The 21,380-nt window shown below is 65.4% G+C and carries 23 protein-coding genes; 10 read left to right on the top strand and 13 right to left on the bottom strand.

The window, feature by feature from the left end; all coding sequences use genetic code 11:
- Positions 1–46: 46 nt before the first annotated feature.
- The 3 genes from DM868_RS06585 (at position 47) to DM868_RS06575 (ending at position 1,955) form a co-directional block, all read left to right on the top strand.
- The gene (locus tag DM868_RS06585; RefSeq protein ID WP_137276073.1) at positions 47–613 is read left to right on the top strand and encodes a DUF1684 domain-containing protein; all 567 of its coding nucleotides are present in this window, start codon (positions 47–49) and stop codon (positions 611–613) included.
- Between the two features lie 3 nt (positions 614–616).
- Positions 617–1,114: a dihydrofolate reductase gene (locus DM868_RS06580; RefSeq protein WP_137276072.1), complete on the top strand. Its 498-nt coding sequence runs from the start codon at positions 617–619 to the stop codon at positions 1,112–1,114.
- A 157-nt stretch (positions 1,115–1,271) separates the two neighbouring features.
- Positions 1,272–1,955 (top strand): class I SAM-dependent methyltransferase, encoded by a 684-nt coding sequence (locus DM868_RS06575; RefSeq protein ID WP_222845489.1) that lies wholly within the window; start codon positions 1,272–1,274, stop codon positions 1,953–1,955.
- Between the two features lie 12 nt (positions 1,956–1,967).
- Here DM868_RS06575 and DM868_RS06570 read toward each other — a convergent pair whose 3' ends face one another.
- Positions 1,968–2,441 (bottom strand): deoxyuridine 5'-triphosphate nucleotidohydrolase, encoded by a 474-nt coding sequence (locus tag DM868_RS06570; RefSeq protein ID WP_137276070.1) that lies wholly within the window; start codon positions 2,439–2,441, stop codon positions 1,968–1,970.
- Positions 2,442–2,555: 114 nt separating this feature from the next.
- On the opposite strand from DM868_RS06570, the gene DM868_RS06565 reads away from it, so the two are divergent.
- Positions 2,556–2,870, top strand: a complete 315-nt coding sequence (locus tag DM868_RS06565; protein ID WP_137276069.1) for a DUF5783 family protein — start codon at positions 2,556–2,558, stop codon at positions 2,868–2,870.
- 53 nt (positions 2,871–2,923) lie between these two features.
- A complete protein-coding gene (locus tag DM868_RS06560) occupies positions 2,924–3,187 on the top strand; it encodes a nickel-binding protein (RefSeq protein WP_137276068.1) in 264 nt (87 codons plus the stop codon).
- A gap of 10 nt (positions 3,188–3,197) precedes the next feature.
- Here DM868_RS06560 and DM868_RS06555 read toward each other — a convergent pair whose 3' ends face one another.
- Genes DM868_RS06555 through htpX form a run of 5 tightly spaced genes read right to left on the bottom strand, consistent with a single transcriptional unit; the run spans position 3,198 to position 8,596 of the window.
- A complete protein-coding gene (locus DM868_RS06555) occupies positions 3,198–4,280 on the bottom strand; it encodes an ABC transporter ATP-binding protein (RefSeq protein WP_137276067.1) in 1,083 nt (360 codons plus the stop codon).
- 25 nt (positions 4,281–4,305) lie between these two features.
- The gene (locus DM868_RS06550) at positions 4,306–5,979 is read right to left on the bottom strand and encodes an ABC transporter permease (RefSeq protein WP_137276066.1); all 1,674 of its coding nucleotides are present in this window, start codon (positions 5,977–5,979) and stop codon (positions 4,306–4,308) included.
- Entirely contained in the window at positions 5,979–7,094 is a 1,116-nt protein-coding gene (locus DM868_RS06545) for a thiamine ABC transporter substrate-binding protein (RefSeq protein ID WP_137276065.1), read from the bottom strand. The genes DM868_RS06550 and DM868_RS06545 overlap by 1 nt, the downstream gene beginning before the upstream one ends.
- A gap of 10 nt (positions 7,095–7,104) precedes the next feature.
- Positions 7,105–7,704 (bottom strand): hypothetical protein, encoded by a 600-nt coding sequence (locus tag DM868_RS06540; RefSeq protein ID WP_137276064.1) that lies wholly within the window; start codon positions 7,702–7,704, stop codon positions 7,105–7,107.
- 25 nt (positions 7,705–7,729) lie between these two features.
- On the bottom strand, positions 7,730–8,596 hold the full coding sequence (gene htpX, locus DM868_RS06535; RefSeq protein ID WP_137276063.1) for a zinc metalloprotease HtpX: 867 nt from the start codon (positions 8,594–8,596) through the stop codon (positions 7,730–7,732).
- Between the two features lie 93 nt (positions 8,597–8,689).
- Between htpX and DM868_RS06530 the strand changes: the two genes are divergently transcribed.
- Positions 8,690–9,088 (top strand): DUF5518 domain-containing protein, encoded by a 399-nt coding sequence (locus DM868_RS06530; RefSeq protein WP_137276062.1) that lies wholly within the window; start codon positions 8,690–8,692, stop codon positions 9,086–9,088.
- 33 nt (positions 9,089–9,121) lie between these two features.
- Here DM868_RS06530 and DM868_RS06525 read toward each other — a convergent pair whose 3' ends face one another.
- From DM868_RS06525 to DM868_RS06515, 3 genes are all read right to left on the bottom strand, one after another.
- Positions 9,122–10,402 (bottom strand): adenosylhomocysteinase, encoded by a 1,281-nt coding sequence (locus DM868_RS06525; RefSeq protein WP_137276061.1) that lies wholly within the window; start codon positions 10,400–10,402, stop codon positions 9,122–9,124.
- 72 nt (positions 10,403–10,474) lie between these two features.
- On the bottom strand, positions 10,475–11,413 hold the full coding sequence (locus DM868_RS06520) for a hypothetical protein (RefSeq protein ID WP_137276060.1): 939 nt from the start codon (positions 11,411–11,413) through the stop codon (positions 10,475–10,477).
- A 126-nt stretch (positions 11,414–11,539) separates the two neighbouring features.
- Entirely contained in the window at positions 11,540–12,838 is a 1,299-nt protein-coding gene (locus DM868_RS06515; RefSeq protein ID WP_137276059.1) for an amidohydrolase, read from the bottom strand.
- 187 nt (positions 12,839–13,025) lie between these two features.
- Between DM868_RS06515 and DM868_RS06510 the strand changes: the two genes are divergently transcribed.
- Positions 13,026–13,364: a HalOD1 output domain-containing protein gene (locus tag DM868_RS06510; protein WP_137276058.1), complete on the top strand. Its 339-nt coding sequence runs from the start codon at positions 13,026–13,028 to the stop codon at positions 13,362–13,364.
- 7 nt (positions 13,365–13,371) lie between these two features.
- On the opposite strand, the gene DM868_RS06505 is transcribed toward DM868_RS06510, so the two are convergent.
- The 4 genes from DM868_RS06505 to wecB all read right to left on the bottom strand — a co-directional run bounded on the left by DM868_RS06505 (position 13,372) and on the right by wecB (position 17,050).
- A complete protein-coding gene (locus DM868_RS06505; protein WP_137276057.1) occupies positions 13,372–13,656 on the bottom strand; it encodes a PadR family transcriptional regulator in 285 nt (94 codons plus the stop codon).
- Between the two features lie 212 nt (positions 13,657–13,868).
- The gene (locus DM868_RS15300) at positions 13,869–14,510 is read right to left on the bottom strand and encodes a DUF7344 domain-containing protein (protein WP_222845488.1); all 642 of its coding nucleotides are present in this window, start codon (positions 14,508–14,510) and stop codon (positions 13,869–13,871) included.
- A gap of 147 nt (positions 14,511–14,657) precedes the next feature.
- A complete protein-coding gene (locus tag DM868_RS06495; protein ID WP_137276056.1) occupies positions 14,658–15,953 on the bottom strand; it encodes a nucleotide sugar dehydrogenase in 1,296 nt (431 codons plus the stop codon).
- The gene (gene wecB, locus DM868_RS06490; RefSeq protein ID WP_137276055.1) at positions 15,950–17,050 is read right to left on the bottom strand and encodes a non-hydrolyzing UDP-N-acetylglucosamine 2-epimerase; all 1,101 of its coding nucleotides are present in this window, start codon (positions 17,048–17,050) and stop codon (positions 15,950–15,952) included. The genes DM868_RS06495 and wecB overlap by 4 nt, the downstream gene beginning before the upstream one ends.
- 717 nt (positions 17,051–17,767) lie before the next feature.
- Between wecB and DM868_RS06485 the strand changes: the two genes are divergently transcribed.
- From DM868_RS06485 to DM868_RS06475, 3 genes are all read left to right on the top strand, one after another.
- Positions 17,768–18,760 carry a glycosyltransferase family 2 protein gene (locus tag DM868_RS06485; RefSeq protein ID WP_170964438.1) on the top strand — a complete coding sequence of 331 codons (993 nt, stop codon included), beginning with the start codon at positions 17,768–17,770 and terminating at the stop codon, positions 18,758–18,760.
- 84 nt (positions 18,761–18,844) lie between these two features.
- Positions 18,845–20,023, top strand: a complete 1,179-nt coding sequence (locus DM868_RS06480; RefSeq protein ID WP_137276053.1) for a glycosyltransferase family 4 protein — start codon at positions 18,845–18,847, stop codon at positions 20,021–20,023.
- The gene (locus tag DM868_RS06475; protein WP_137276052.1) at positions 20,020–21,147 is read left to right on the top strand and encodes a glycosyltransferase family 4 protein; all 1,128 of its coding nucleotides are present in this window, start codon (positions 20,020–20,022) and stop codon (positions 21,145–21,147) included. Before DM868_RS06480 ends, DM868_RS06475 begins: the two co-directional genes overlap by 4 nt.
- The last annotated feature ends 233 nt before the right edge of the window (positions 21,148–21,380 follow it).

Genomic DNA, 21,380 nt, shown 5'->3' with positions numbered 1-21,380 from the left:
CGGGGCGTCCCGGACGGCTTATTGACCGCCGCGTCGACGTTCGGGTATGGCATTCGACGTCGACGAGTGGCGAGAGGAGCTCGAATCGTATCGTGAACGCAAGGACGAGCAGTTCGAGACGCCGCACTCCTCGCCGCTCGGGCCTGACGGGCGGCGAGAGTTCGACGGCCTCGACTACTTCGAGCCCGATCCCCACTACCGCGTCGAGGCGACGGTCGAACTCGACGAGAGCGACGAGACGGTGACGATGGCGACGAGCACCGACGGCGAACAGCTGTACGAGCGGGTGGCGCGGCTGCACTTCGAAATCCCCGACCAGCGCGGCGAGCCCACCGAGCAGACCCTCGTCGGCTACCGCCGCGTCGATCAGGACGACGGCTCGCTGTTCGTCCCGTTCCGCGATAAGACGACTGGGCAGCAAACCTACCCCGGCGGTCGGTACATGGAACTGCACTATCAGGGGACACTCGAGGACGGCTTCACCTTCACGCTCGATTTCAACCTCGCGTACAACCCCTTCTGCGCGTTCACCGAGGCCTACGAGTGCCCGCTGCCGCCGCAGGAGAACTGGCTGGAGATCGCGATCCCGGCCGGCGAACGGTACGAGGCGTAGCCCATGCAACTGGTCTCCGTGGCCGCGGTGGCGGAAAATAGCGTGATCGGCGCTGACGGCGAACTCCCCTGGGACTCGATCCCGGCGGACAAAGAGCAGTACCGAGCCCGCGTCGCCGACTCGCCGGTTACCCTCGGCCGCCGGACGTTCGAGTCGATGCTCGATGACCTCCCCGGCCGTGCACAGGTCGTCCTGAGCCGCACCAAGCGCGAGTACGACGTCGAGACGGCTCACCACGCTGGAAGCGTCGAGGCGGCGCTGGAGCTCGGGACGGAACTCGCGGCGTCGCTGGGTACCGAGACGGTGTACGTACTCGGCGGCGGCAGGATCTACGAACTGTTCCAACCGCGCGTCGATCGAATGCTGCTGAGCCGCGTTCCCGGCGAGTACGACGGCGACGCGTACTACCCCAACTTCGCTCCCAACGAGTGGCTACTGGAGCGCGAAACGGAGCACGAGGGATTCACGCTCGAGGAGTGGCGACACGCGTCGACCCCGTAGTGGCGGACGAGGCGATCGCGTCGATCGCCACGCCCGAGCTAGCGGAGATGGTCGTCACGTGCAAGGCCTGCGGCAATGAAGGATGACCCCGACGATCGGTGACGCGATCCAGGCCAGTTTCTGTACTGTTTTGTGCCGTCGCGCGCTCGGTACGCGTATGAACGTCGCGACGGAGTTCGATTCGTGGGCCGCTGAGGGGCGGGACCGCGGGATGGAGGAACGCCACTGGCACACCGCGAAGCACGTCCTCGCCAGAATGCCCGTCGAGGCGGGAGAGACGGTGCTCGATCTCGGTACCGGATCCGGGTACGCGCTGCGGGCGCTCCGGGAGACCAGAAGCGCCGGCCAGTGTTATGGCCTCGACGGCGCGCCGGAGATGCTTCGAAACGCCCGAGACTACACCGACGACGACGCGATCGGGTTCGTCCGGGGCGACTTCGACGCCCTCCCCTTCGCCACCGACTCGGTCGATCACGTCTTCTCGATGGAGGCGTTCTACTACGCGCAAAATCCCATTCAGACGCTTCGGGAGATCCGCCGCGTGCTCCGCCCTGGCGGGACGTTCTACTGTGCGGTCAACTACTACGAGGAGAACGTCCACTCACACGTCTGGCAGGAGAACATCTCCATCGAGATGACCCGGTGGTCCGCCCCCGAGTATCGCGACGCGTTCCGCGAGGCCGGCCTGTTCGTCGCGGGACAAGAAAACGTCCCCGACACCGAGACCGAGATCCCCGACGAGTCGGCGTTCCCAACCGAGGAGTGGGAGGCTCGCGCGGCGATGGTCGAGCGCTACCGCGAGCTCGGAACGCTCCTGACGGTCGGCGTCGCGCCCTCGTGACGGTTTTCGGACTCAGAGGTTTTCGCCCTGATAGCTCCCGTCGTAGGTTCCCTCGTGACCGGCCTCGGCGAGGACGATCTGTGCGATCCGCGCGCCCGCCTCCAGTTCGACGTGGTGATGAACCTCGAGCAGTCCCTCGCCTTTTCCCTCGTAGCCGGCGTCCCAGACGGCCGTATTGAGCATACAGGAGTTCCGCATTAGCGAGGAACGCGGGTAGATGAAGCCGATGTGGCCCTCCGGGATCGAGACCGTCTCGCAGTAGCGGACTACGTAACCGCCCGGCGGGAGGCGGTAGACGTCGCGCTCTCCGTCGGCGTCCGGCTCGAGTTCCTCCCGTTCGCCGATCGTCTTACCGTCACGGGTGATTCGCCCCGGCTCAACCTGCTGAAACACCGCGTCGAGCGTCAGATCGGTCCCGTTCGGTTGGCGCTGCGCGTCGGTCGTCGGATCGATGTGGCCGGCGACGAAACGGCCGCTTCGGAACATACGCGTCGATCACCGGGCGGGCTCAAATCGGTTGCGTTCGCCCCGACGCCCGCCTCAGTCGAGCGCCGAGCCCCGGTCCGACCGCTTTTTGCCCGTCCGTTCCCAACCGCGCCCATGGACGCCGAAACCTTCGACGAAAAGAAGTACGTCGACTTCTTCCCGCAGCTTCAGCAAGCGTACAAGAACGTGTTCAACCGGATGAACGACGAGTACGACTCGACGCTGATCCACGGGATCGATCAGTACGTGCTCAACGAGTCCGAGCCGTTCTACGACGACGAATCGGGGTCGTTCTCCCTCGACGTGCCCGAGAACCCCTACGGACGACTCGACGGATCGGGGGTCGTCGTCGAGCAGGAGCGCTTCCAGACCGTACTGGACACCTACGTCGAGAAACTCGAAGCCGAACTCGAACGGACGTTCGGGTAACCGCCGGGCGCCGCCGATTCCCCACTTTTGTACGCCGATCTCTCGAATCGCCGTTGGATCTCGATGACTGGCGACGACTTTCTGATCCTTCGCGAACTGGAGAGAGCTCCGCTGAGGCGGTCAAATCGCTCCGCGAGGGGGACGTCGGCATCTGGTGGGTCGACTCCGAAGTACTGACGAACGACGATGGCGCAGTCACGGGAACGTTCCGTTACTACCAAGCCGAAGACGAGGCGACGATCCACGAGCACGCCGAGCGCGCCGGTCTGCCGGCCACGCGGGTCGACCGCCGCGGCGAACCGCTCGACGGCGAGTAGTCGCGTCCGCTCACCCTTCGCGCTCGGTCGCGTTTCCGCTCGCTTCTTCACCGATAATCCACGCGTCGGCCGGATCGAAGCCGACCGTCAGCTCATCGCTCGCCGGCGGCTCCGAGAGCGAAACGACGAGTCGGCGGTCCCTCCACGACAGTCGGGCTCGTACCGTCTCGCCGAGGAACTCGCTGTCGAGGACGTCGCCGGTGATTCGGTTCCGGTCGACGTCCGTTCCGAACGCGCTCGGCCGGACGCAGAAGGTGACGCCGCCGGTGATCGCCCCGTCCGTGGCCAGTTCGAACTCGCGGCCGTCGACGCGAACGACGGTGCGTGTCTGGCCTCGCTCACCCGTTCCCGTTGAGTTGCACACCTCCGCTTCGAAGACGTTGTTCTCGCCGAGAAAATCCGCGACGAATCGGCTCTCGGGGCGGCGATACAGCCGCGTGGGTTCGCCCGTCTGTTCGACGGTCCCGTCAGAGAGCACCGCCAGCCGATCCGACACCGCGAGCGCTTCGGCCTGATCGTGGGTGACGTAGACCGTCGTGATCTCGAGGTTGCGTTGGATCTCCCTGAGCTCCCGCCGCAGACGCTGTCTGAGCCGGGCGTCGAGCGCGCTCATCGGCTCGTCGAGCAGCAATAGATCGGGGCCGGGCGCGAGCGCCCGCGCCAGCGCGACGCGCTGCTGTTGGCCGCCCGATAACTCGGACGGGTCGCGGTCGTCGAACCCCGAGAGCCCGACCAACTCGAGGAGTTCGACGACGCGCTCGTCAGTCGAGACGCCGTCCGGCGGATCGGCGAAATTCAGCCCGTAGGCGACGTTCTCGGCGACGCTCATGTGCGGAAACAGCGCGTAGCTCTGGAAAACGAGGCCGACGGAGCGGTCTTCCGGCGGCGTTCCGGCGACCGACTCGCCGTCGAAGCGGATCGCTCCCTCGGTCGGTTCCTCGAACCCCGCGAGCAGGCGGAGCGTCGTCGTCTTCCCACATCCCGACGGGCCGACGAGCGTGAAGAACTCGCCGTCCTCGACGGTGATGGACGCCGATTCGAGCGCCGTCGTCTCGCCGTAGCGCTTCGAGACGCCGTCGAGTTCGACTCTCATCGGCTCGATCCCCCGACCTCGTCCATCACTCGATCCCTCCGTACGCCCCGACGCGCTCGATCACGACGAAGCTGACGCTCGTGACGACTAAAAGTACCGACCCCATCGCGGTCGCCGGACCGAGCGTCCGGTCAGCGAGATACCGTTCGACGGCGACGGGCATCGTGTAAGCGTCCCCGCCCTCCACCAGCACGATCGTGGAGTTGAACTCGCCGATGCTGATCGCGAAGGCGAAGGCAGCACCCGCCGCGACCGCTGGCATCACGAGCGGCAGTTCGACGTCGACGAGCGCGCGGGTTCGAGACGCGCCGAGCGCCCGGGCGGATTCGACGAGTCGGTCGTCCATCGACGCGAGCGCCGGCGCGACCGTGCGGACGACGAAGGGGTACGCGCCGACGGCGTGGGCGGCGACGATCGCGACCGCGCCGGTCACCTGCACTCGATAGCCGAACACATCGACGCCGAAGACCACCGTCTGCAACAGCCCGAGCCCCACGACGATTCCGGAGACCGCGAAGGGGACCATGGCGAGCGTTCCGACGACTCTCGCCGTGAGCGTGTCCCGCGCGGTCAGCATCGATAGCACGACGCCCATCGGAACCGCGAGCGCGAGCGTCCCGACGGCGAACACGAGCGAGTTCCAGATCGCGAGATCCGGTCGGGTGCCGACGACCGTCTCCCGTCGGGCGAAGAGAAGCTCGTAGTGTTCGAGCGTGATCCCCCCGCTCACGCTCGTGACGCTCGCCAGCAGCATCGAGACGATTGGCCCGAGAAAGACGACGAGCACGACGATGCCGTACGCGCCGATCGCGATCCGATCGAGGTCGAGGGTACCGAACAGCCGCTTTCGGGTGCGACGCGCGACGCTTCGCGACGCCGCTTGCGCCGTCTCGTATCGCAGATACGCGTACGTCAGTCCGAGCGTGATCGCCGCTTCGATGACCGCGAGCGCGGCGGCCTCGTCGAGCCGAAGGCTCGTGATCCGATCGTAGAGCCACACCTCGACGGTCGCGAGTTGGAGGCCGCCGAGGGCCAACACGATCGGGAACGACATGAACGTGAATATGAAGATCAACAGCGCGCTCGTCAGCGCAGCCGGCAGGAGCTGCGGCACGACCACGTCGAGGAAGGCGCGCCGCGGCGACGCCCCGAGGCTTCGGGCGGTTTCGACGGTCCGTGCATCGACGGTCTCCCAGGCGGCCGCGACGACACGGACGACCAGCGGCGCGTTGTAAAACGCGTGCGCGAGGACGATGATCTTGAGCGTGAACAGCAGCTCGATCGGCGGCAGCCCGAACGCCGCGAGCGCGCGGTTCAGCGGCCCCCCGGTGCCGAACATCGCGGCGAAGCCGACGGCGACCATGATCGACGGGAGCACGAACGGCACGAGCGTCAGCGAGCGGATCGTCCGTCGCCCCGGGAACTCGTATCGCGACAGGAGGTACGCGCCCGGGAGCCCGAGCGCGAGGCTCGCGATCGTCGACAACAGCGCCTGGTAGGCGGTGAATCGGAACAGCCGCAAATAAAAGGAATCCGTGACGATAGAACGGATCGGTTCGAGCGTCGGGCGTCCGTCGACGAGGACGGCTCCGGCGAGCACACTCGCGACCGGGTAGTACAGCATGACCGCGAGCAGGACCGCCGTGGCGACTGCGGCGACGAGTACGGGCAGCTCGGAGAGTCGAGGCCGACGACGCATCACCCGACGATCTGTCGGGCCCACGCTTCAATCCAGCCGTCGAGGTTGCCGGCGAGTTCGTCGTAGCCGAAGGTGACGGGTTCGGGCGGAACGTGCGCGACCGCGTCGAACTCCTCGTCGAGGTCGGCGTCGGCGACCGCGGGGAACTGGACGTTCTTCTGGGCGATGACGCCCTGCACGTCGGGGCGGAGCATGAACTCCATCAGCTCCCGTGCGGCGTCGGGGTTCGGGGCGTCGGCGAAGCGGGCCATCCCCTCCGGTTGGGCGTAGCCCTGATCGTTCAGAAAGCCGACCTGGTGTCGCGGTTGGTCCCCGTAGTAGACCTGGTCGGTCGAGTAGGAGACGACCATGCTGGCCTCCTCGTTGAGGTAAGCGTTGTACGCGTCGTCCCACGAGCCGAGGACGCGAACGTCGTTGTCCTGCAGGTCGCTCCAGTAGTCGAGATACCCGTCGGCACCGAACTCGTGGATCGTCCACAGCAGGAACGCGACGCCCGGGTCGGACTGCTGGGCGTTCTGGACAATGAGCTCCCCCGCGTTTTCGGAGTCCGTGAGGTCTTCGAACGTCTTGGGGGTGACCTCGCGCTCGTCGTAGACGAGGCTGATGTAGCCGGTGTCGTACGGGATCGCCCGCCCGTCCGGGTCGAATCGGAGCTCGTCGCGGACTCGATCCGAGCCGTCGATCTCCCCGTCGAGCGAGTCGAACAGCGCCGAATCGAGCTGCTCGTCGATCCGGATGAGTTCGTCGACGTTCAGCCCGACGTACAGGTCGACGTCGATCTCCGCACCCTGCTGGGCACGCTGGATGTACTGATTGATCCCCGAACTCGGCGTCCGGAACTCGACTGTCGCGTCGTACTCGGCCTCAAACTCCGATTTGAGCCACGGCCCGACCGGGTCCTCGCCGTCGACAAAGGAGTCGTAGGTGGCGATCGTGATCGTCGGATCCTCGACCGGGGTTGCCGTCCCGCCGTCTTCGGTCTCGGTTGCGTCCCTGGTGTCGGTACTATCGCCGTTTCCACCGTTACCGTTCCCGTTTTCGCCGCCGTTGCCCAGACAGCCCGACAGCGCGGCAAGGCTCCCCCCGGCGACCGAAACGAACGTTCGTCGTCTCATTACTGCGTGGTTACACTCGGTGGTATGTAAGTATCCCGGTCGCCGACGTTGCGCCGTCGGCGTTCGTCTTCCCGGGAACGAGTTTGTGTTCGGGGAGGCATCTGGACGTGTGCCCTCGCTCCGACGGCGCTGTCATGTCATCGCCGGACTCCTGGTCGCCGTCGGGGCGCTGGCGGTCGCGGTCCTCTGGAACGTCGTCGAGGTCGTCTTTTTCACAATCACGGTCGCGTACGTGCTCTATCCGCTCTGACAGCGACTCGTCGCTCATGGTGTCCCACGGCGACTCGCGAGCGCGGCGGTCACGATCGCTGCCTTCCTCGTCGTAATTCTTCTCTTGCTCCCGATCGCCCTCGCGCTGTTCGAGCGCCGCGGCACGCCCATCGAACTGCTCAACAACCTCCCCGACGAGCTTCCGGTCGAGGTCCTCGGCTTCGCCTACGAGGTCGGCATCGCGGAGCTCACGACCGCCGCCAACGACTTCCTCCGACCGCTCGCCCTCTCCCTGGCCGCCGATGCGCTCTCCATCACCCTGGAGTTCTCGCTGTTCGTGCTCATCCTCTACGGACGGAGCAGGCCGAGTGCCTCGGGGCTTGACCCCGAGGTGGTTCACTCAGCAACCACGACAGAGCGGGCGGTTAACGCTCCATCTCTCGTTCGAGTTCCCGGAGCTTCTCGATCCGGGTTTCGGTCGGTGGGTGCGTCGACGCGATCCGGCCGATGAACCCGCGCGTGATCGGGATGATGAAGAAGGCGTTCATCTCCGCTTGCTCGCGCAAATCCTCGTCGGGCACTTGGTCCATCCGCCCGGAGATCTTCATCAGCGCCGTCGCGAGCGCCGACGGATTGCCGGTGATCATCGCCGCGCCGCGGTCGGCGCTGTACTCGCGATACCGGCTGAGCGCGCGGATGAGCAGGAACGAAATCACCCACACGAGCAGCGAGACGAGGATGGCGACGATCATCGGAGCCCCGTTTCGATCCCGCCCGCCGAAGAGCCACCCCCATCGGACGATGAGGAAGGCAATCGTCGAAAGAAAGGAGGCGATCGTCATTACGGCCACGTCGCGGTTTTTGATGTGGGCGAGTTCGTGTGCCAACACGCCCTCCAGTTCGTCGTCGTCGAGCGTCGAGAGGATCCCGGTCGTCACGCAGACCGACGCGTTCGAGGGCGACCGGCCGGTCGCGAAGGCGTTCGGCGTCCGGTTCTCGGCGATGGCGACCGTCGGCTTCGGCAGGTCAGCCTGCTGGGCGAGCCGCGATATCTGGGCGTGGAGCTTCGGGTACTCCTCCTCCGTGACGGTCCGTGCGCCCATCGACCGGAGCGCGAGCTTGTCGCTGAAAAAGAACTGGACGATCGAGAACGCTCCGAGCATGACCGCGGCGAACAGGAGATTCCCGAAGTACGCCGTCAGTATCCCGATGAAGATCAAATAGAGGGCGAAGAGCAAAAACATGGTAAAGCCCATGCGAAACCGCAGTCCCCAGTCGGTTTGCCATTCCATACGGCACCGTTCGTTCCGACCGAATAAAAAGTATCGCAGTCGGGGAGCGGTATCGCCACCGGGTTTTTGTGTATCGATGGGGTAGCGTCCCGTATGGTCTCCGAGCCCTCCACGCCGTCCGACTCGACGCCTCCCGACCGGCAGCGAACCACCACGGGAACGTCTTCCGGTATCAACGCCCTTCTCGGCGGTCTCGTCGGCATCGTCCTCGCGTTTCTCCCGTTCTCGACGATCCTCGGCGGCGGCGTCGCCGGCTATCTGGAGGGGAGTGATCCAAAGGCGGGCCTTCGGGTCGGCACGCTCGCGGGGCTCGTCATGCTCCTCCCGTTCGTCCTCATCATGTTCTTCGCACTCTTTTTGCTCGGTTTCGCGGGCGTCCCGAGAGCGATCGGCATCGTCGGCGTTCTCGCGCTGGTGTTCGTCGCCGCGTACACGATTGGTCTGGGCGCGCTCGGCGGCTATCTCGGCGGCTACGTAAAAAACGAGCTGTGAGCGCCGCCGTGGCCCCGCGGATCGACCGGTCGATCAGGTTCCGTGCTGCCAGCTGCCCATGTACTCGACCTGTTCGTCGCTCAGGCCATCGAACTCGACGCCCTCGGCGGCGAGTTTGATCTCGGCGACTTCCCGGTCGAGATCGTCCGGCACGTCGTGCACGCCGGCGTCGTACGCGTCGCCATTTTCGACCATCTCGCGGACGCAGACGGCCTGAATCCCGAAGCTCTGATCCATCACTTCGACCGGGTGGCCCATGGCGACCGGCGAGGCGAGGTTCACGAGGCGGCCGTCGGCGAGGACGTTGATCCGGCGGCCGTCGTCCAGCTCGAACTCCTCGACGCCGTCGCGGACCTCGCGGCGCGAGACGGCGAGGTCGTCCAACTCATCGAGGTTGATCTCGACGTTAAAGTGGCCGGCGTTCGCGAGGACGACGCCGTCCGCCATCCGCTCGAAGTGCTCCTCGACGATCACGTCGCGGTTTCCGGTCGTCGTCACGAAGATGTCGCCCTTCTCGGCGGCCTCTGCCATCGGACAGACCTCGTAGCCCTCCATGTGCGCTTCGAGAGCGCTTCGGGGCTCGACCTCGGTGACGACCACGTGGGCGTTCTGCCCCTTCGCCTTCATCGCGACGCCTTTCCCGCAGTAGCCGTAGCCCGCGACGACGACTGTCTTGCCGGCGAACGAGAGGTTCGTCGTCATGGCGATGTTCGACAGCGAGGCCTCGCCCGTCCCGTGGACGTTGTCGAACAGCCGCTTCATCGGCGTGTCGTTGACCGCGAACATCGGGTAGCGCAACGCGCCGTCGTCATCCATCGCGCGCAAGCGGTGGACGCCCGTCGTCGTCTCCTCACAGCCGCCGACGATCGAGTCGATGAGCTCGGGGTAGTCCTCGTGGATCGCCATCACCAGGTCGCCGCCGTCGTCGACCGTGACCGTCGGATCGTGTTCCAGCGTCGCCTGGATGGCGGCGTAGTACTCCTCCTCGTCGACCTCGCGCTTGGCGTAGGAGGTAATCGCGTCGTTCGCGTCGAGCGCCGCGCTCACGTCGTCGTGGGTCGACAGCGGGTTACAGCCGGTGATCGCCACCTCCGCGCCCGCTTCGGCGAGCACTTCGGTCAGGACGGCTGTCTTCGCCTCGACGTGCATCGCCATGGCGATCACTTCTCCGTCGAGCGGTTTCTCCGCGCCGAACTCCTCGGCGACGGCGGTCATAATGGGCATGTGCTGGCGGGCCCACTCGATCTTCTTTCGGCCCGACTGGCGGGCCTCCTCCGGATCGTCGAGCTGTTCGATGATCGTCAGGTGACTCATACTCGTCACGAGGAGCGAGCGCGGGAAAACGCTACCGAAGGCCGGTTCGACCCGCGGTGACGGTCCGCCCGATCACCGATCGGGCGGTCCGTTTCTGGGGGCGTTCCCGCTGTTTCCGGGAGCGTCGCTCGGTCCCCCGTTGCTTTCGGAGCCGCCGTCGGACTCGTCGCCGCGTTCGTGCTCATCGCTCGAACGCTCGGCATCCGCGTCGCTGTCTTCCGGCTCGGTCTCGTCTCCCGCCTCGGCGTCGTCTTCGGAGTCGCTATCTACGTCATTCGCTCCGCCTTCTTCGCCCTCGCCAGCATCATCACCTTCGTCCTCCGGTTCGTCGTCCACGGCGTCACCTTCGTCACCATCGGGGCCTGCGTGTGCCGGTGGGCCGACCTCGCCGTCCGGTCCGGCGTGCGTCGGCAGGCCGCGCCGTTCGTCGGCGTCGTCAGCCGTCTCGTTCGGCTCATCCGAATCGCTCGATTCCGGCGGACCGCGTCGGTCCTCGGGTCCGGACCGATCCGAGGCGTTCCCCGGGTTGTTCGACGTGACGAAACCGGAGACGCGCTCACTGATGCTTCGGTCGTCGTCCCCGTTGCCGTTCACCAGCGAGTAGACGAACTCGGTCACGCGAAGCCCGAACGGCGTTCCGCCCGTTGGCTCGGATTCGGCGGTTAACGTCGCGCTCGTCGTCGCAGTTCGGTTCCCCGATTCGGCGTCGATCGTCACGGCCACCGTCTCATCGGGGGTCGGGAGTCCGACCGTTCCGTTCTCGTCGGTCGTGTGCGTTCCAGCGCCTCCGTACGTGGCGTTCGCGTCGTCGACGGTCACGTTCACCGACGCGTTCGTCACGCCACCGTCGTCGTCACTCACCGTCACGAGGACGCCGTCGTTCTGGGCGACGTTGATGCTCAAATTGCCGCTCGCGGATGCGGCGTCCGCCATCGCCAGTCCGGGACCGAGGGCTGACAGCATCAACAGCGCCGATAGGCTGACTGCGATGAGCCGTGTATTCGGGTTCATATGCATCCTCCCGTACAGGTACGCCGTCCCTAAACCGGGGTACCCGTTCATTTCGTTCACCGGGGGTGGTGCGAGTTTACGACCGCAGGAGAATGGTGTATATCGTTTATCGGCCCCTGTGAGCGTTCAACGGTTCGATTCGGCGCGCGCGATCAACGACTCGGCGTGGCGTTCGGCCTCCCGTCGGACGGCCGCCTCGTCGAGGGTGAGGATCTCGCGATCACGGACGATCACGTCGCCGTCGACGACGGTGTGGCGCACGTCCGAGCCCCGAACCGCGTAGGCGAGGTGGCTGACGAGGTCGTGGGCCGGTGTGAGGTGGGCCGCTTCGAGGTCGATCACGGCGAGGTCCGCGAGTGCCCCCGGCTCGATCCGACCCGAATCGAAGCCGAGCAGGTCGGCTCCGCCCGCAGTCGCCGCTCGAACGACCTCGGGGGCGGATACGGCCGAGGCGTCGTCGGCCTTCAGTTTGCCTACCATCGCGGCGTCGCGGAGCTCGTCGAACGCGTCGAGGTCATTGTTCGAGGCCGCGCCGTCGGTGCCGATCCCGACGGTCACCCCGGCGTCGAGTAGTTCCTGAACGGGGGCGATCCCGCTCGCGAGCTTCATGTTCGAGGCCGGACAGTGGGCGACGCCGACGCCGCGCTCGGCGAGCAGCTCGATCTCCGTTCGGTCGGTGTGGACGCCGTGTGCGATGAAGTCCCCTTCCTCGAGCATGCCGAGTTCGTCGGCGTACTCGAGCGGTCGAACGCCGCGCTCCTCGACGATCGGCTCGACCTCGTCGCGCGTCTCGTTGGCGTGGTAGTGCAGCGGGATTCCCGCCTCTCTCGCGCGAGGGACGTACTCCGCGAGGAGGTCGGCGGCGGCGGTCGTGAGCGAGTGCGGCATCAGCGCCGTCGCGATCCGACCGTCGAACGCACCGTCGAGCTCTCGCGCGACGTCGAGCCCCGTCTCGAAGTCCGCCCGCGCGGTGACTTCCTCCTTGCCGACCGTGACGATCCCGTGGCCGACGCGGGCTCTGAGGCCGGCCTCGGCGAGCGCGGCGGCGCTCTCCGGCACCTCGAAGTACATATCGCCGAGCGCGGTCACGCCGTTTTTCAGCAGCTCGACCGCCCCGAGGCGGGTTCCGGCGACGATGTCGTCCGTCTCGAGCTCGGTTTCCGTCGGCCAGATATCTTCTCGGAGCCACGCGTCGAGCGGTTTGTCGTCCGCGTAGCCGCGAAGGAGCGTCATGGCGACGTGACAGTGAGCGTTGACCAGTCCCGGAATCACGAGCCCACTGTCGGCGTCGAGGATCTCGTCGCCCCGTGCGGTATCGCCGACCTCGACGATTCGTCCCGTCTCGCGATCGGCCAGAACGTCCGCCGATCGGACGCTCATATCCGCAGCGAGGACCGCTCCGTCCGCAATTTGTAGCGTGCTCATGGACCCGCGTTCGAATCGATCCGGATTGAAACTGCCGGGATCGATCCCCCGCTCGGCCATATCGAACGTCGTGATCCTCACGATAAATTGGCTATTACCTCGGTAAACGACGGAATTACCGACTATTGTGGGGGGCTAACAAAGGTGCGTGGGTGTTTATCAATGATCACGAAACGGGCACTCGATCATGGCGAAACCAGAACACGAAGCCGATGAACTCGGATACGATCCGATCCGGGGGTCGTATCACCTTCACCACGACTGGACATCGTCGAATCCACTCAGCCAAACCGTCACGTACGTGATCTTGGCTCTTTCCGGCGAGGAGCCGAGCTCCGGACCGCCGCTCTCGGAGTCGGTCGATCCGGACGCGCTCGACCAGCTGTTCCGGAACAAGTGTCTCGACGATCGCTCGAACGACCATCTGACGTTCACACACGACGGATGCACCATCACCGTCTATCGAAGCGGGCAGGTCATCGCGTATCCCCCCACCGACGGCGAGACGCCGCTTCGGAGCCGCTGACCGTTACTTACGACATCGCATCGATGTCGACGTAGGAGTCTTCCCACCGGCGCCGATCGACGATGATGCTCTCGCCTTGGTCGGTCAACTCGTAGTAGTTCGTTCGCCGGTCGATCTGTCCCTGGCTGAGATACCCCTGTTCGACGAGTGTATCGAGATTCGGATACAGCCGTCCGTGGGTGATCCTGTCGATCGACTTCTGCAGTTCGGACTTGATCCGCTGTCCGGACGGCCGGTCCAGCCCTGCCGTAACGTACAGCACATCTCGCTGAAAGGCGGTGAGATCGAACATGTACACAATGGGAATCTCACGGTATATTGTTAGGAATATGAAAACGAGTGAACCGGTTCGATTCGTCTCGGCGGCCGAGCCGCCCGCCAGCCGGTAAGCCGCACCCACCAACGCCCGTCGCCGCGAAACGCTGACACTAACCGATCGGCTCGCGGAGTACGCCGAACGATACGCCGCTCCGTACACGGTCCGTGTTCGGAAGTGTGTGCGGATCAGTTTCGCGCGAACCAGAGGAGCGCGACGAGGCTCACGGCGATCCAGAGTCCGCTGGGGACGGCGGCGAGCGGGCCGAGCCCCACCGCGCCGATCGCCACCGCCGCCGCGATCGCCGAGGCGGCGAACAGATCGGACCGTTCGAGGTTCGCTTCCGCGTCCACGTCGCCCACGTCGCCTGTCTCGGTTCGGTCCTCCGTGGCCGATCCCTCGCCGTCTTCGTTCGGGAGATACGATTCGAGCTGCGTCGTGTTCTTGAGCGTAATGATACCGCGGTTCTTCTGGAAATCTATGACGCCGTACTCGTCCATCTTCGGGAGATGACACTGGTAGAGCCCGATATACACGCGCTTGCGTTGACTCGACGAGAGCTGCGACACGTCGATGTCGTTTTCGAGTGCGGCGATGTGTTCGGCCATCACGTTCAGCGTCGTCACGCCGTCCTCCTGTTCGTTCAAGAACCGTATGACTCGCCGTCGCCGTTCGTTTTTCAACAGCTCGAAGACGTCCCCGATGTCGAGTTCGCCGTCGCATTGTCGCTTCTTCCCCGGCAGGTCGTCGAGCTGCTCGGCGTCTATCGACAACTCCCGACCGTTCGGGTTCGGCGAGACCGCGTTTTCGTCCGTGGACCATTCTACCATCCCTCCCCTACCATCAGTTGCCATAGGAGTCGCTAACATCTCTAAGGGTCCTTGTTAGTAGGTAACTACTCTCTAGTATCGACAGCCCGAGATCGGTTAATTACATATTAAAACTTAAATATTAAAGAAATTCGCGAGAACAAGCATTTAAATACAACGAACGGTGAATCCTGATCGCTGCCACGCCGATGCCGATAGCGCTCCTTTCGCGTCGATCACCACGTCGCCCGCCATCCACGCGCGGAGGTCGTCGGGATCGAGCGACTCAAACTCGTCGTGATCGGTCGCGATGACGATCGCGTCCGCGCCCGTCGTCGCGGTCTTCAGATCGGAGAGATTGAGCGTCGAGTCGGCCACGTGTGGGTCGTGGATCGTCACCGCGGGCCCACTCGCGGTTTCGGCCCCACCGTCGGTCGCGGCCGGCTGCGCGATGTCGGCGCGCTGTAGTTGGGTGGCCAACGCCAGCCCTGGGCTCATTCGCGTGTCGCCGACGTCGCCCTTGTACGCCACGCCGAGGATCGCGATGGTCCGGCCCCTGAGATCGCCGAGCTCATCGCGGAGTAGCTCGATGATGTACCCCGGCATCCCGTCGTTTATCCGACGCGCGGTCGAGATGAGGTCGAGGCGATCCGATCCGTCGCCCAGGAACCACGGATCGATCGGCAGACAGTGGCCGCCGACGCCGGGGCCAGGCTGGAGGATGTCGACCCGCGGATGGCTGTTGGCGAGATCGATCGCGCCGCGGGCGTCGACCCCGTAATCGTCGGCGAGCATCGCTATCTCGTTGGCTAACGCGATATTGACGTCGCGGAACGTGTTCTGAATCAGTTTGACGAACTCGGCCACCGTCGCGTCCGTCGCGGTCCGTATGTCGCCGTCGACGAACGACTCGTAGAGTCGCACCGCCGATTCGGCCGAGACGGCGTTGACGCCGCCGACGATCCGGTTGTTCTCCCGGAGTTCGGTGATGATGTTGCCGGGGAGTACCGTCTCGGGGCAGTGAACGAGCGAGAAGTCGTCGCCCGCCGACAGCGACGACTCCTCGAGGATCGGGCCCAACACCCCCTCGGTCGTTCCCGGCGGTACCGTCGATTCCAAGATCACGGTGTCGCCGCGACGCAGGTGTTCGGCGACCGCTCGCCCGGCCGACCGGACGTACGCGAGATCCGCCTCCTTCGACTCCTCGTCGAACGGCGTTGGGACGCAGATGACGTGATACTTCGCCGGGAGCACTTCGTCCGTGATCTCCAACTGCTCGGATTCGAGCGCCTGCGTGACGAACGCGCGGAGTCCCGGCTCCTCGAAGTGGACGTTCCCGTTTCGGAGTTTCGAACGGACCTCGGCGTCCGTGTCGTAGCCGAACACCCGGTGGTCGTAGTTGGCCAGCATCGTCGCCGTCGGGAGGCCGATGTAGCCCATCCCGTGGACGCAGACGGTGCTCATGCGACACCTCGCTCGACGCTCACGCCGAGCGTTTCGAGGATGCGCTCGCTCGCGTCCCCGTCGCCGAACGGGTTCTCCCAGTCGGAGGTGACGTCCCACATCTCGTCCACTATCCGGACGATCGCCTCCGGATCGGCACCGCAGAGCCGATTGGCTCCGACTTCGATGGTCTCGGGACGCTCCGTGTTGTCGCGCATCGTCACGCACGGGACGCCGAGGATGCAGGCCTCCTCCTGAACGCCCCCGGAGTCGGTGACGATCAGGTCTGCCTCCGCCTCCAGCCGAAGGAAGTCGAGGTACTCTCGGGGCTCGATCGTCCGGATTCGGTCCGGGACATCGATTCCGAAGTCGTCGAGTCGCTTCGCCGCACGCGGGTGTATCGGGTACACGACCTCGACATCGCGTTCTCGCGCCGCCCGGTCGACGCCGCGCAGTATCGAGCGAAACCGCGCCTCGTCGTCGACGTTCTCGGCTCGGTGGGCCGTCATCAACACGAATGCCCGTCCGTCGAGCCCCAGCGTCGAGAGCACCGTACTCTTCTCGCGGGCGAGTTCGCGGTTCCGATACACCGCGTCGACCACGGTGTTCCCAGTCACCGTGATCCGTTCCGCCTCGATCCCCTCGCGGCGGAGCTGCCGTTCGCTCTGTGCCGTCGGCGCGAACAGGTGTTCGGAGACGTGGTCGGCGACGACCCGGTTCGTCTCCTCCGGCATGCGTCGATCGAAGCTCCGCAGTCCCGCCTCGACGTGGCCGAGGTCGATGTCGGTTTTACTCGTCGCGATGGCCCCGGCGAGCACGCTGTTCGTGTCCCCCTGAACCAGGACGGTATCGGGGTCGATCTCCTCGAGCGTCTCCTCGATTCGAATCAGCATCTCGCCGGTCTGTTTGCCGTGGCTTCCCGAACCGACGCCGAGATTGTACGCCGGGTCGGGTAGATCCAACTGTTCGAAGAACACGGAGTCCAGCGACTCCGAGTAGTGTTGCCCGGTGTGAACGATCGTGTACGGGAGCATCGCGTCCGAACAGGCGTGGATCACCGGGGCGAGCTTGATGATCTCCGGGCGGGTTCCTAACACGAAGGCGACGTGTTCGCTCATTGTGAGCTCCTTGCTGAGAGATCCCCCCGCCGTCGGGGGTCCGTCGAGCTGTGGGCGGCCCACCCGAGTCGTTTCGCGGTCGGTAACGCCGCGACCACGGGCGATTTCGCCGCTACTCCGTCGACGACCTGTGGGGTGGCTCGTGGTGTGTTGTGTGACATGGATAGTCGGTGTCCGATCGACGCCGATCCTCGGCGGCCGTCGGTCACTGTCGTTCGTCACAACCGCAGTTTCAGGCTTTGTTATACACCGTCTTCGCCACCCGCCTCGCGAACGCGTTCGCCCCCCAACCGAGCAGACGGTCCTCTCCATCGCCGGTCAGTCGCGCAAGTACCGCCCGGGGGTACCGCTCGGCGAACGGGTGTCGACGCTTTTCAGCCGTGCACGTCTGTTCGCTCGCTCGAGAGTTGTTGCTACCGTGTGCGCTGCTGAACCACTGGCGTTCCCAAGCGCGGCTCCGGTATGTGTTCGTTACCCCGTGATGGACCGCATCACGGGTCCGTGAACGGTCGAGGCTTCCCCCCACCCGTTGACCGATCCGTTCGACCAGTCGTCCCCGGATTTCGAACGATTCGACGGGGGCGGCGATTATGTTGTTTGTAACAATTTCCGTCTTTGACCAACCTCCGGTATGCCCCGGTTCGGGTGTCACTCCGACGGGGCAGAGTAACGATGACAAGACGCATTCCCCGCCGAGACCGGCGCCTGATGGCTCGTATGGACGACCCCTCCATCGGACACGCTCGTCGCCCCTTCGAGTACGAACGGGATCATCGGGCGCGGCGGGGATCGAGCGCGGCCGTTCGGGCGGTCGACAGCCGACGCTCGACCGGGATCGTCATGGTCGGTATTCCGGCATACAACGAGGCAGAGATGATCGCAGACGTCGTGACCGCGGCCGCCCGATACGCCGACGAAGTGGTCGTCGTCGACGACGGGAGCGAGGACGAAACGGTGGAGCGCGCACGCGATGCGGGTGCGACGGTCGTCGCACATTCGAGCAACCGGGGATACGGCGCGACCCTGCGGACAATCTTCGAGCGCGCGCGAGAGACCGGTAGCGAACAGCTCGTGATCCTCGACGGGGATGGACAGCACGACCCGGACGACATCCCGAAACTCCTCGATGTCCAGCGGGCGAACGGGGCGGAGATCGTCGTCGGTAGTCGATTCGTCGGCGACTCCGAAACCAGCCTTCCGGCGTACCGCCGCCTCGGCCTCCTCGTGATCAACGCGCTGACGAACGCCGGTATCTGGCTCCGCTACTCGACGACGACCGCCGCGGACACCCAAAGCGGGTTCCGGGCGTACAGACGCGACGCGATTGAAACCTTCGCACGGAGCGGGGAGATCGGAGAGGGGATGGGTGCCAGCCTCGACATCCTCTTTCGCGCGGCCCGCGAGGGGTTCGAGGTCGAGGAGGTTTCGACGATCATCGAGTACGACATCGATGAGCCGAGCAGCCACCATCCGATCACGCACGGGCTGGCGCTCCTCAAAGCGATCTTCGCGGAGTTGTTCTCGACGCGATCCATCCGGTTCCTCGCGGGGGCTCTCGTGGGCCTCCTGGCGTTCGCGTCGGCGGCCGCGGTGTTCGGGCTGGGTGGAACAACCCAGGCGGTCGGGCTGGCGGCGGGCGGCCTCATCGTCGCCACCTGGCTCGCGTATCCGAACGCCCCCCGGTCGGTCCTCAAATTCGCCAATCGGTGATCGAACCGTTCGGTGGCCGTCGGTCGCCGATAATCGGTGCATACTCTTGGGCATCCGCCCCCCCCACTCACGCTGAAGACAGCAATGTACTCCGTCCTCACGAGCGCGATCAACCATCCAGACGGGATCAATCCGTACCGAGGGCTGTTCAACCACCGCATCATCGAATCGCTCGCGGCGTCCGGGCTCCCGGTCGATGCGGTGTCTCCGCGGCCGTTCGCACCGCCGATCGGCCCGTATTCGGAGTATGCCTCGATCCCCGACATCGAGGAGTGCGGCGCGTACACCGTTCACCGTCCGCGATTCTGGTATCTGCTCCCCAAGCGGCTACTGTACGGTCTCTCCGGCGACTCGTACGCTCGGCGGGTCCCGCGGTACGTCGAGCGAACGTTCGAGACGCCGGACGTGGTGCACGCCTGCCACATCTTTCCCGACGGCTACGGCATGCTCCCGTACGTTCGCGAACACGACGTGCCGCTGTTCGTCGTCTCACACGGCGCACTCCTCAACGGGTTCGGAGAGCATCCCCCGGGCGTCGACGCTCGGGTTCGCGAGACGCTGTCGGCGGCGACCGGCGTGCTCTGCGTGAGCGACGCGCTCGCGGAGACGGCCCGTTCGCTCACGGATCCGGCGAAGGTAACCACGGTTCCGATCGGTGCCGACCCCGACGAGTTTCCGGTCGAGGAACGCGCGCGGATACGCCGCGAGCTGAACGTCGATCCCGACGAGACGGTCGTCCTCTTCGTGGGGGAGTTCTCGGAGCGCAAGGGGATCGCGGAGCTCATCGAACTGCTCCCGGATCTCGACGTCTCGGACGTGACGTTCGCCTTCGTCGGCCACGGCGGCCCCCTCGAAGACGACTTCCGACGCGCGATCGCGAGGAGCGAGTTCTCCGAACACGTCTACACGGGGATGCCGTCGGAGACGCTTCGAGAGTGGTACGCCGCGGCAGATCTCCTCTTGCTCCCGAGCCACGCCGAGGGGCGGCCGACAGTCATCTACGAGGCGATGGCGAGCGAAACGGCCGTGTTGGCCTCCGACGTCGGCGGCGTCGCCGAACAGGTCGTCGACGGGGTAACCGGCCACTTGGTCCCGCCGGGCGACGTGGCGGCGCTTCGCGACGCGCTGGAACGTCTGTCGAGCAATTCGGATCGACTCCACCGGTTCGGGCGGGCCGGCTACGATCGGCTCCTCGAGCAGGAGTGGACCTGGGACGGTCACGCGAGACGACTTCGAGAACTCCATCTGGCGGCGATCGAATGACCGCAACCGACGCCTTCTCCATACTCGTGATCACCTCCCATCGTCCGGCGGAGGTGATACACTCGATCTCGGGGCTGGACGCGGAGACGAACGTCCTCTCGCTCGACGCCGACGCCGCGCCGCCGATCCGCGCGCTGGCGGCCCTCCGTCGGACGGACGCCGCGATCCGTCGGCATCGCCCCGATCTCGTTCTGCTCGATTGCTTCGAAACGATCGGCGCACCGGCGGTCTGGGTCGCGTCGCGACGCGAGGTGCCGATCGTCGTCCGACTCGTCGGCGACCACTGGCGAACGATCGAGGAGGAGCGACTCGCGCCGGCTCGAAAGCGTCGCGACGCCCCGGCGTACCTTCGACACCGCACCAGCCAGGCGTTGAATTGCTACATCTTCGACCGGGCAGACGGGTTCGTGACCGTCTCGACCGCGTTACGCGATGTCGTTACCGATCGAACCGGGTGTCAACACGAGCGTATCGGCGTCGTCCCAATCCCGATCACGACCGACGCGTTTCGAACCGGCTCGGCCGCGGCGGCGCGGGCGGCGTTCGGTATCGATACCGACCTCGTCCTGCTCACAGTGACGAACCTCACGTTCCGCGCCAAATACGACGGCGTTCGGACGATCCTCCCTGAGGTGTTGCCGCTGCTCCGTGCGGACGACGAGCTCTCCTACGTCGTTGCCGGCGGCGGCCAGTACCACGAGCGACTCGTGGCCGATCTCGACGATCGGATCGACGATCCGGCGATCCGTCGGCGCGTTCACGCTCTCGGCCACGTCGAGACCGTCGCGGATCTGTACGCCCTGGCGGACGTGTTCGCGTACGTCTCGGACCTCGACGGCTATCCGAACGTCGTCTTGGAGGCACAGACCGCCGGCCTCCCGGTCGTCGCGAACGACGCGTACGGGATGCGCGATCAGATCGCGGACGGCGATACCGGCTTTCTCGTCGATTCTGAATCCCCCGGTGCGTTGCGACGTCGGATCGAGCTGTTGCTCGAAAATCCCACCATGCGACGTCGGATCGGAGCGCGAGCGCGACTGCGGGCGCGTCGGGAGAACGATCCGGAAGCGATCAGTGACAGACTGGGGTCGTTTCTGTCTGCTTTCGTTCGTGACATCCGCTGAACGGTCAGTTTATACGCCGTTTCCCCTGGCGTTTCGGCGGGCGCCGTCGACGTGGATTTTCACCTCTCGCGGCGATCGCCGAGGACCCGGCCGTGCGGCTCACCAAAGCGGATATAGGCGCTTCCAGTGAGAAGGCGCTGAGGCGGCACTCACACGATCGAACGCGCGTACCGCTCATGTCGGCTATATTAAAGTATATATAACTACGTACTCCCGGTTCGAGCCGACTCCAT

Source organism: Natronomonas salsuginis (assembly GCF_005239135.1).
GTDB classification, from domain to species: domain Archaea; phylum Halobacteriota; class Halobacteria; order Halobacteriales; family Haloarculaceae; genus Natronomonas; species Natronomonas salsuginis.
Note: the sequence above shows the minus strand (reverse complement) of the source record. Positions and strands in the feature narration are given on the sequence as shown.

Coding starts and splice junctions, on each gene's coding strand:
- DM868_RS06520 (WP_137276060.1), bottom strand. CDS start 11,413: ATGAACCCGAATACACGGCTCATCGCAGTCAGCCTATCGGCGCTGTTG.
- DM868_RS06555 (WP_137276067.1), bottom strand. CDS start 4,280: ATGAGAGTCGAACTCGACGGCGTCTCGAAGCGCTACGGCGAGACGACG.
- DM868_RS06505 (WP_137276057.1), bottom strand. CDS start 13,656: ATGTTCGATCTCACCGCCTTTCAGCGAGATGTGCTGTACGTTACGGCA.
- DM868_RS06530 (WP_137276062.1), top strand. CDS start 8,690: ATGGTCTCCGAGCCCTCCACGCCGTCCGACTCGACGCCTCCCGACCGG.
- DM868_RS06485 (WP_170964438.1), top strand. CDS start 17,768: ATGGACGACCCCTCCATCGGACACGCTCGTCGCCCCTTCGAGTACGAA.
- DM868_RS06550 (WP_137276066.1), bottom strand. CDS start 5,979: ATGCGTCGTCGGCCTCGACTCTCCGAGCTGCCCGTACTCGTCGCCGCA.
- DM868_RS06480 (WP_137276053.1), top strand. CDS start 18,845: ATGTACTCCGTCCTCACGAGCGCGATCAACCATCCAGACGGGATCAAT.
- DM868_RS06510 (WP_137276058.1), top strand. CDS start 13,026: ATGGCGAAACCAGAACACGAAGCCGATGAACTCGGATACGATCCGATC.
- DM868_RS06570 (WP_137276070.1), bottom strand. CDS start 2,441: ATGTTCCGAAGCGGCCGTTTCGTCGCCGGCCACATCGATCCGACGACC.
- wecB (WP_137276055.1), bottom strand. CDS start 17,050: ATGAGCGAACACGTCGCCTTCGTGTTAGGAACCCGCCCGGAGATCATC.
- DM868_RS06495 (WP_137276056.1), bottom strand. CDS start 15,953: ATGAGCACCGTCTGCGTCCACGGGATGGGCTACATCGGCCTCCCGACG.
- DM868_RS06565 (WP_137276069.1), top strand. CDS start 2,556: ATGGACGCCGAAACCTTCGACGAAAAGAAGTACGTCGACTTCTTCCCG.
- DM868_RS06575 (WP_222845489.1), top strand. CDS start 1,272: ATGAACGTCGCGACGGAGTTCGATTCGTGGGCCGCTGAGGGGCGGGAC.
- DM868_RS06585 (WP_137276073.1), top strand. CDS start 47: ATGGCATTCGACGTCGACGAGTGGCGAGAGGAGCTCGAATCGTATCGT.
- DM868_RS06475 (WP_137276052.1), top strand. CDS start 20,020: ATGACCGCAACCGACGCCTTCTCCATACTCGTGATCACCTCCCATCGT.
- DM868_RS06545 (WP_137276065.1), bottom strand. CDS start 7,094: ATGAGACGACGAACGTTCGTTTCGGTCGCCGGGGGGAGCCTTGCCGCG.
- DM868_RS06580 (WP_137276072.1), top strand. CDS start 617: ATGCAACTGGTCTCCGTGGCCGCGGTGGCGGAAAATAGCGTGATCGGC.
- DM868_RS06515 (WP_137276059.1), bottom strand. CDS start 12,838: ATGAGCACGCTACAAATTGCGGACGGAGCGGTCCTCGCTGCGGATATG.
- DM868_RS15300 (WP_222845488.1), bottom strand. CDS start 14,510: ATGGTAGAATGGTCCACGGACGAAAACGCGGTCTCGCCGAACCCGAAC.
- DM868_RS06525 (WP_137276061.1), bottom strand. CDS start 10,402: ATGAGTCACCTGACGATCATCGAACAGCTCGACGATCCGGAGGAGGCC.
- htpX (WP_137276063.1), bottom strand. CDS start 8,596: ATGGAATGGCAAACCGACTGGGGACTGCGGTTTCGCATGGGCTTTACC.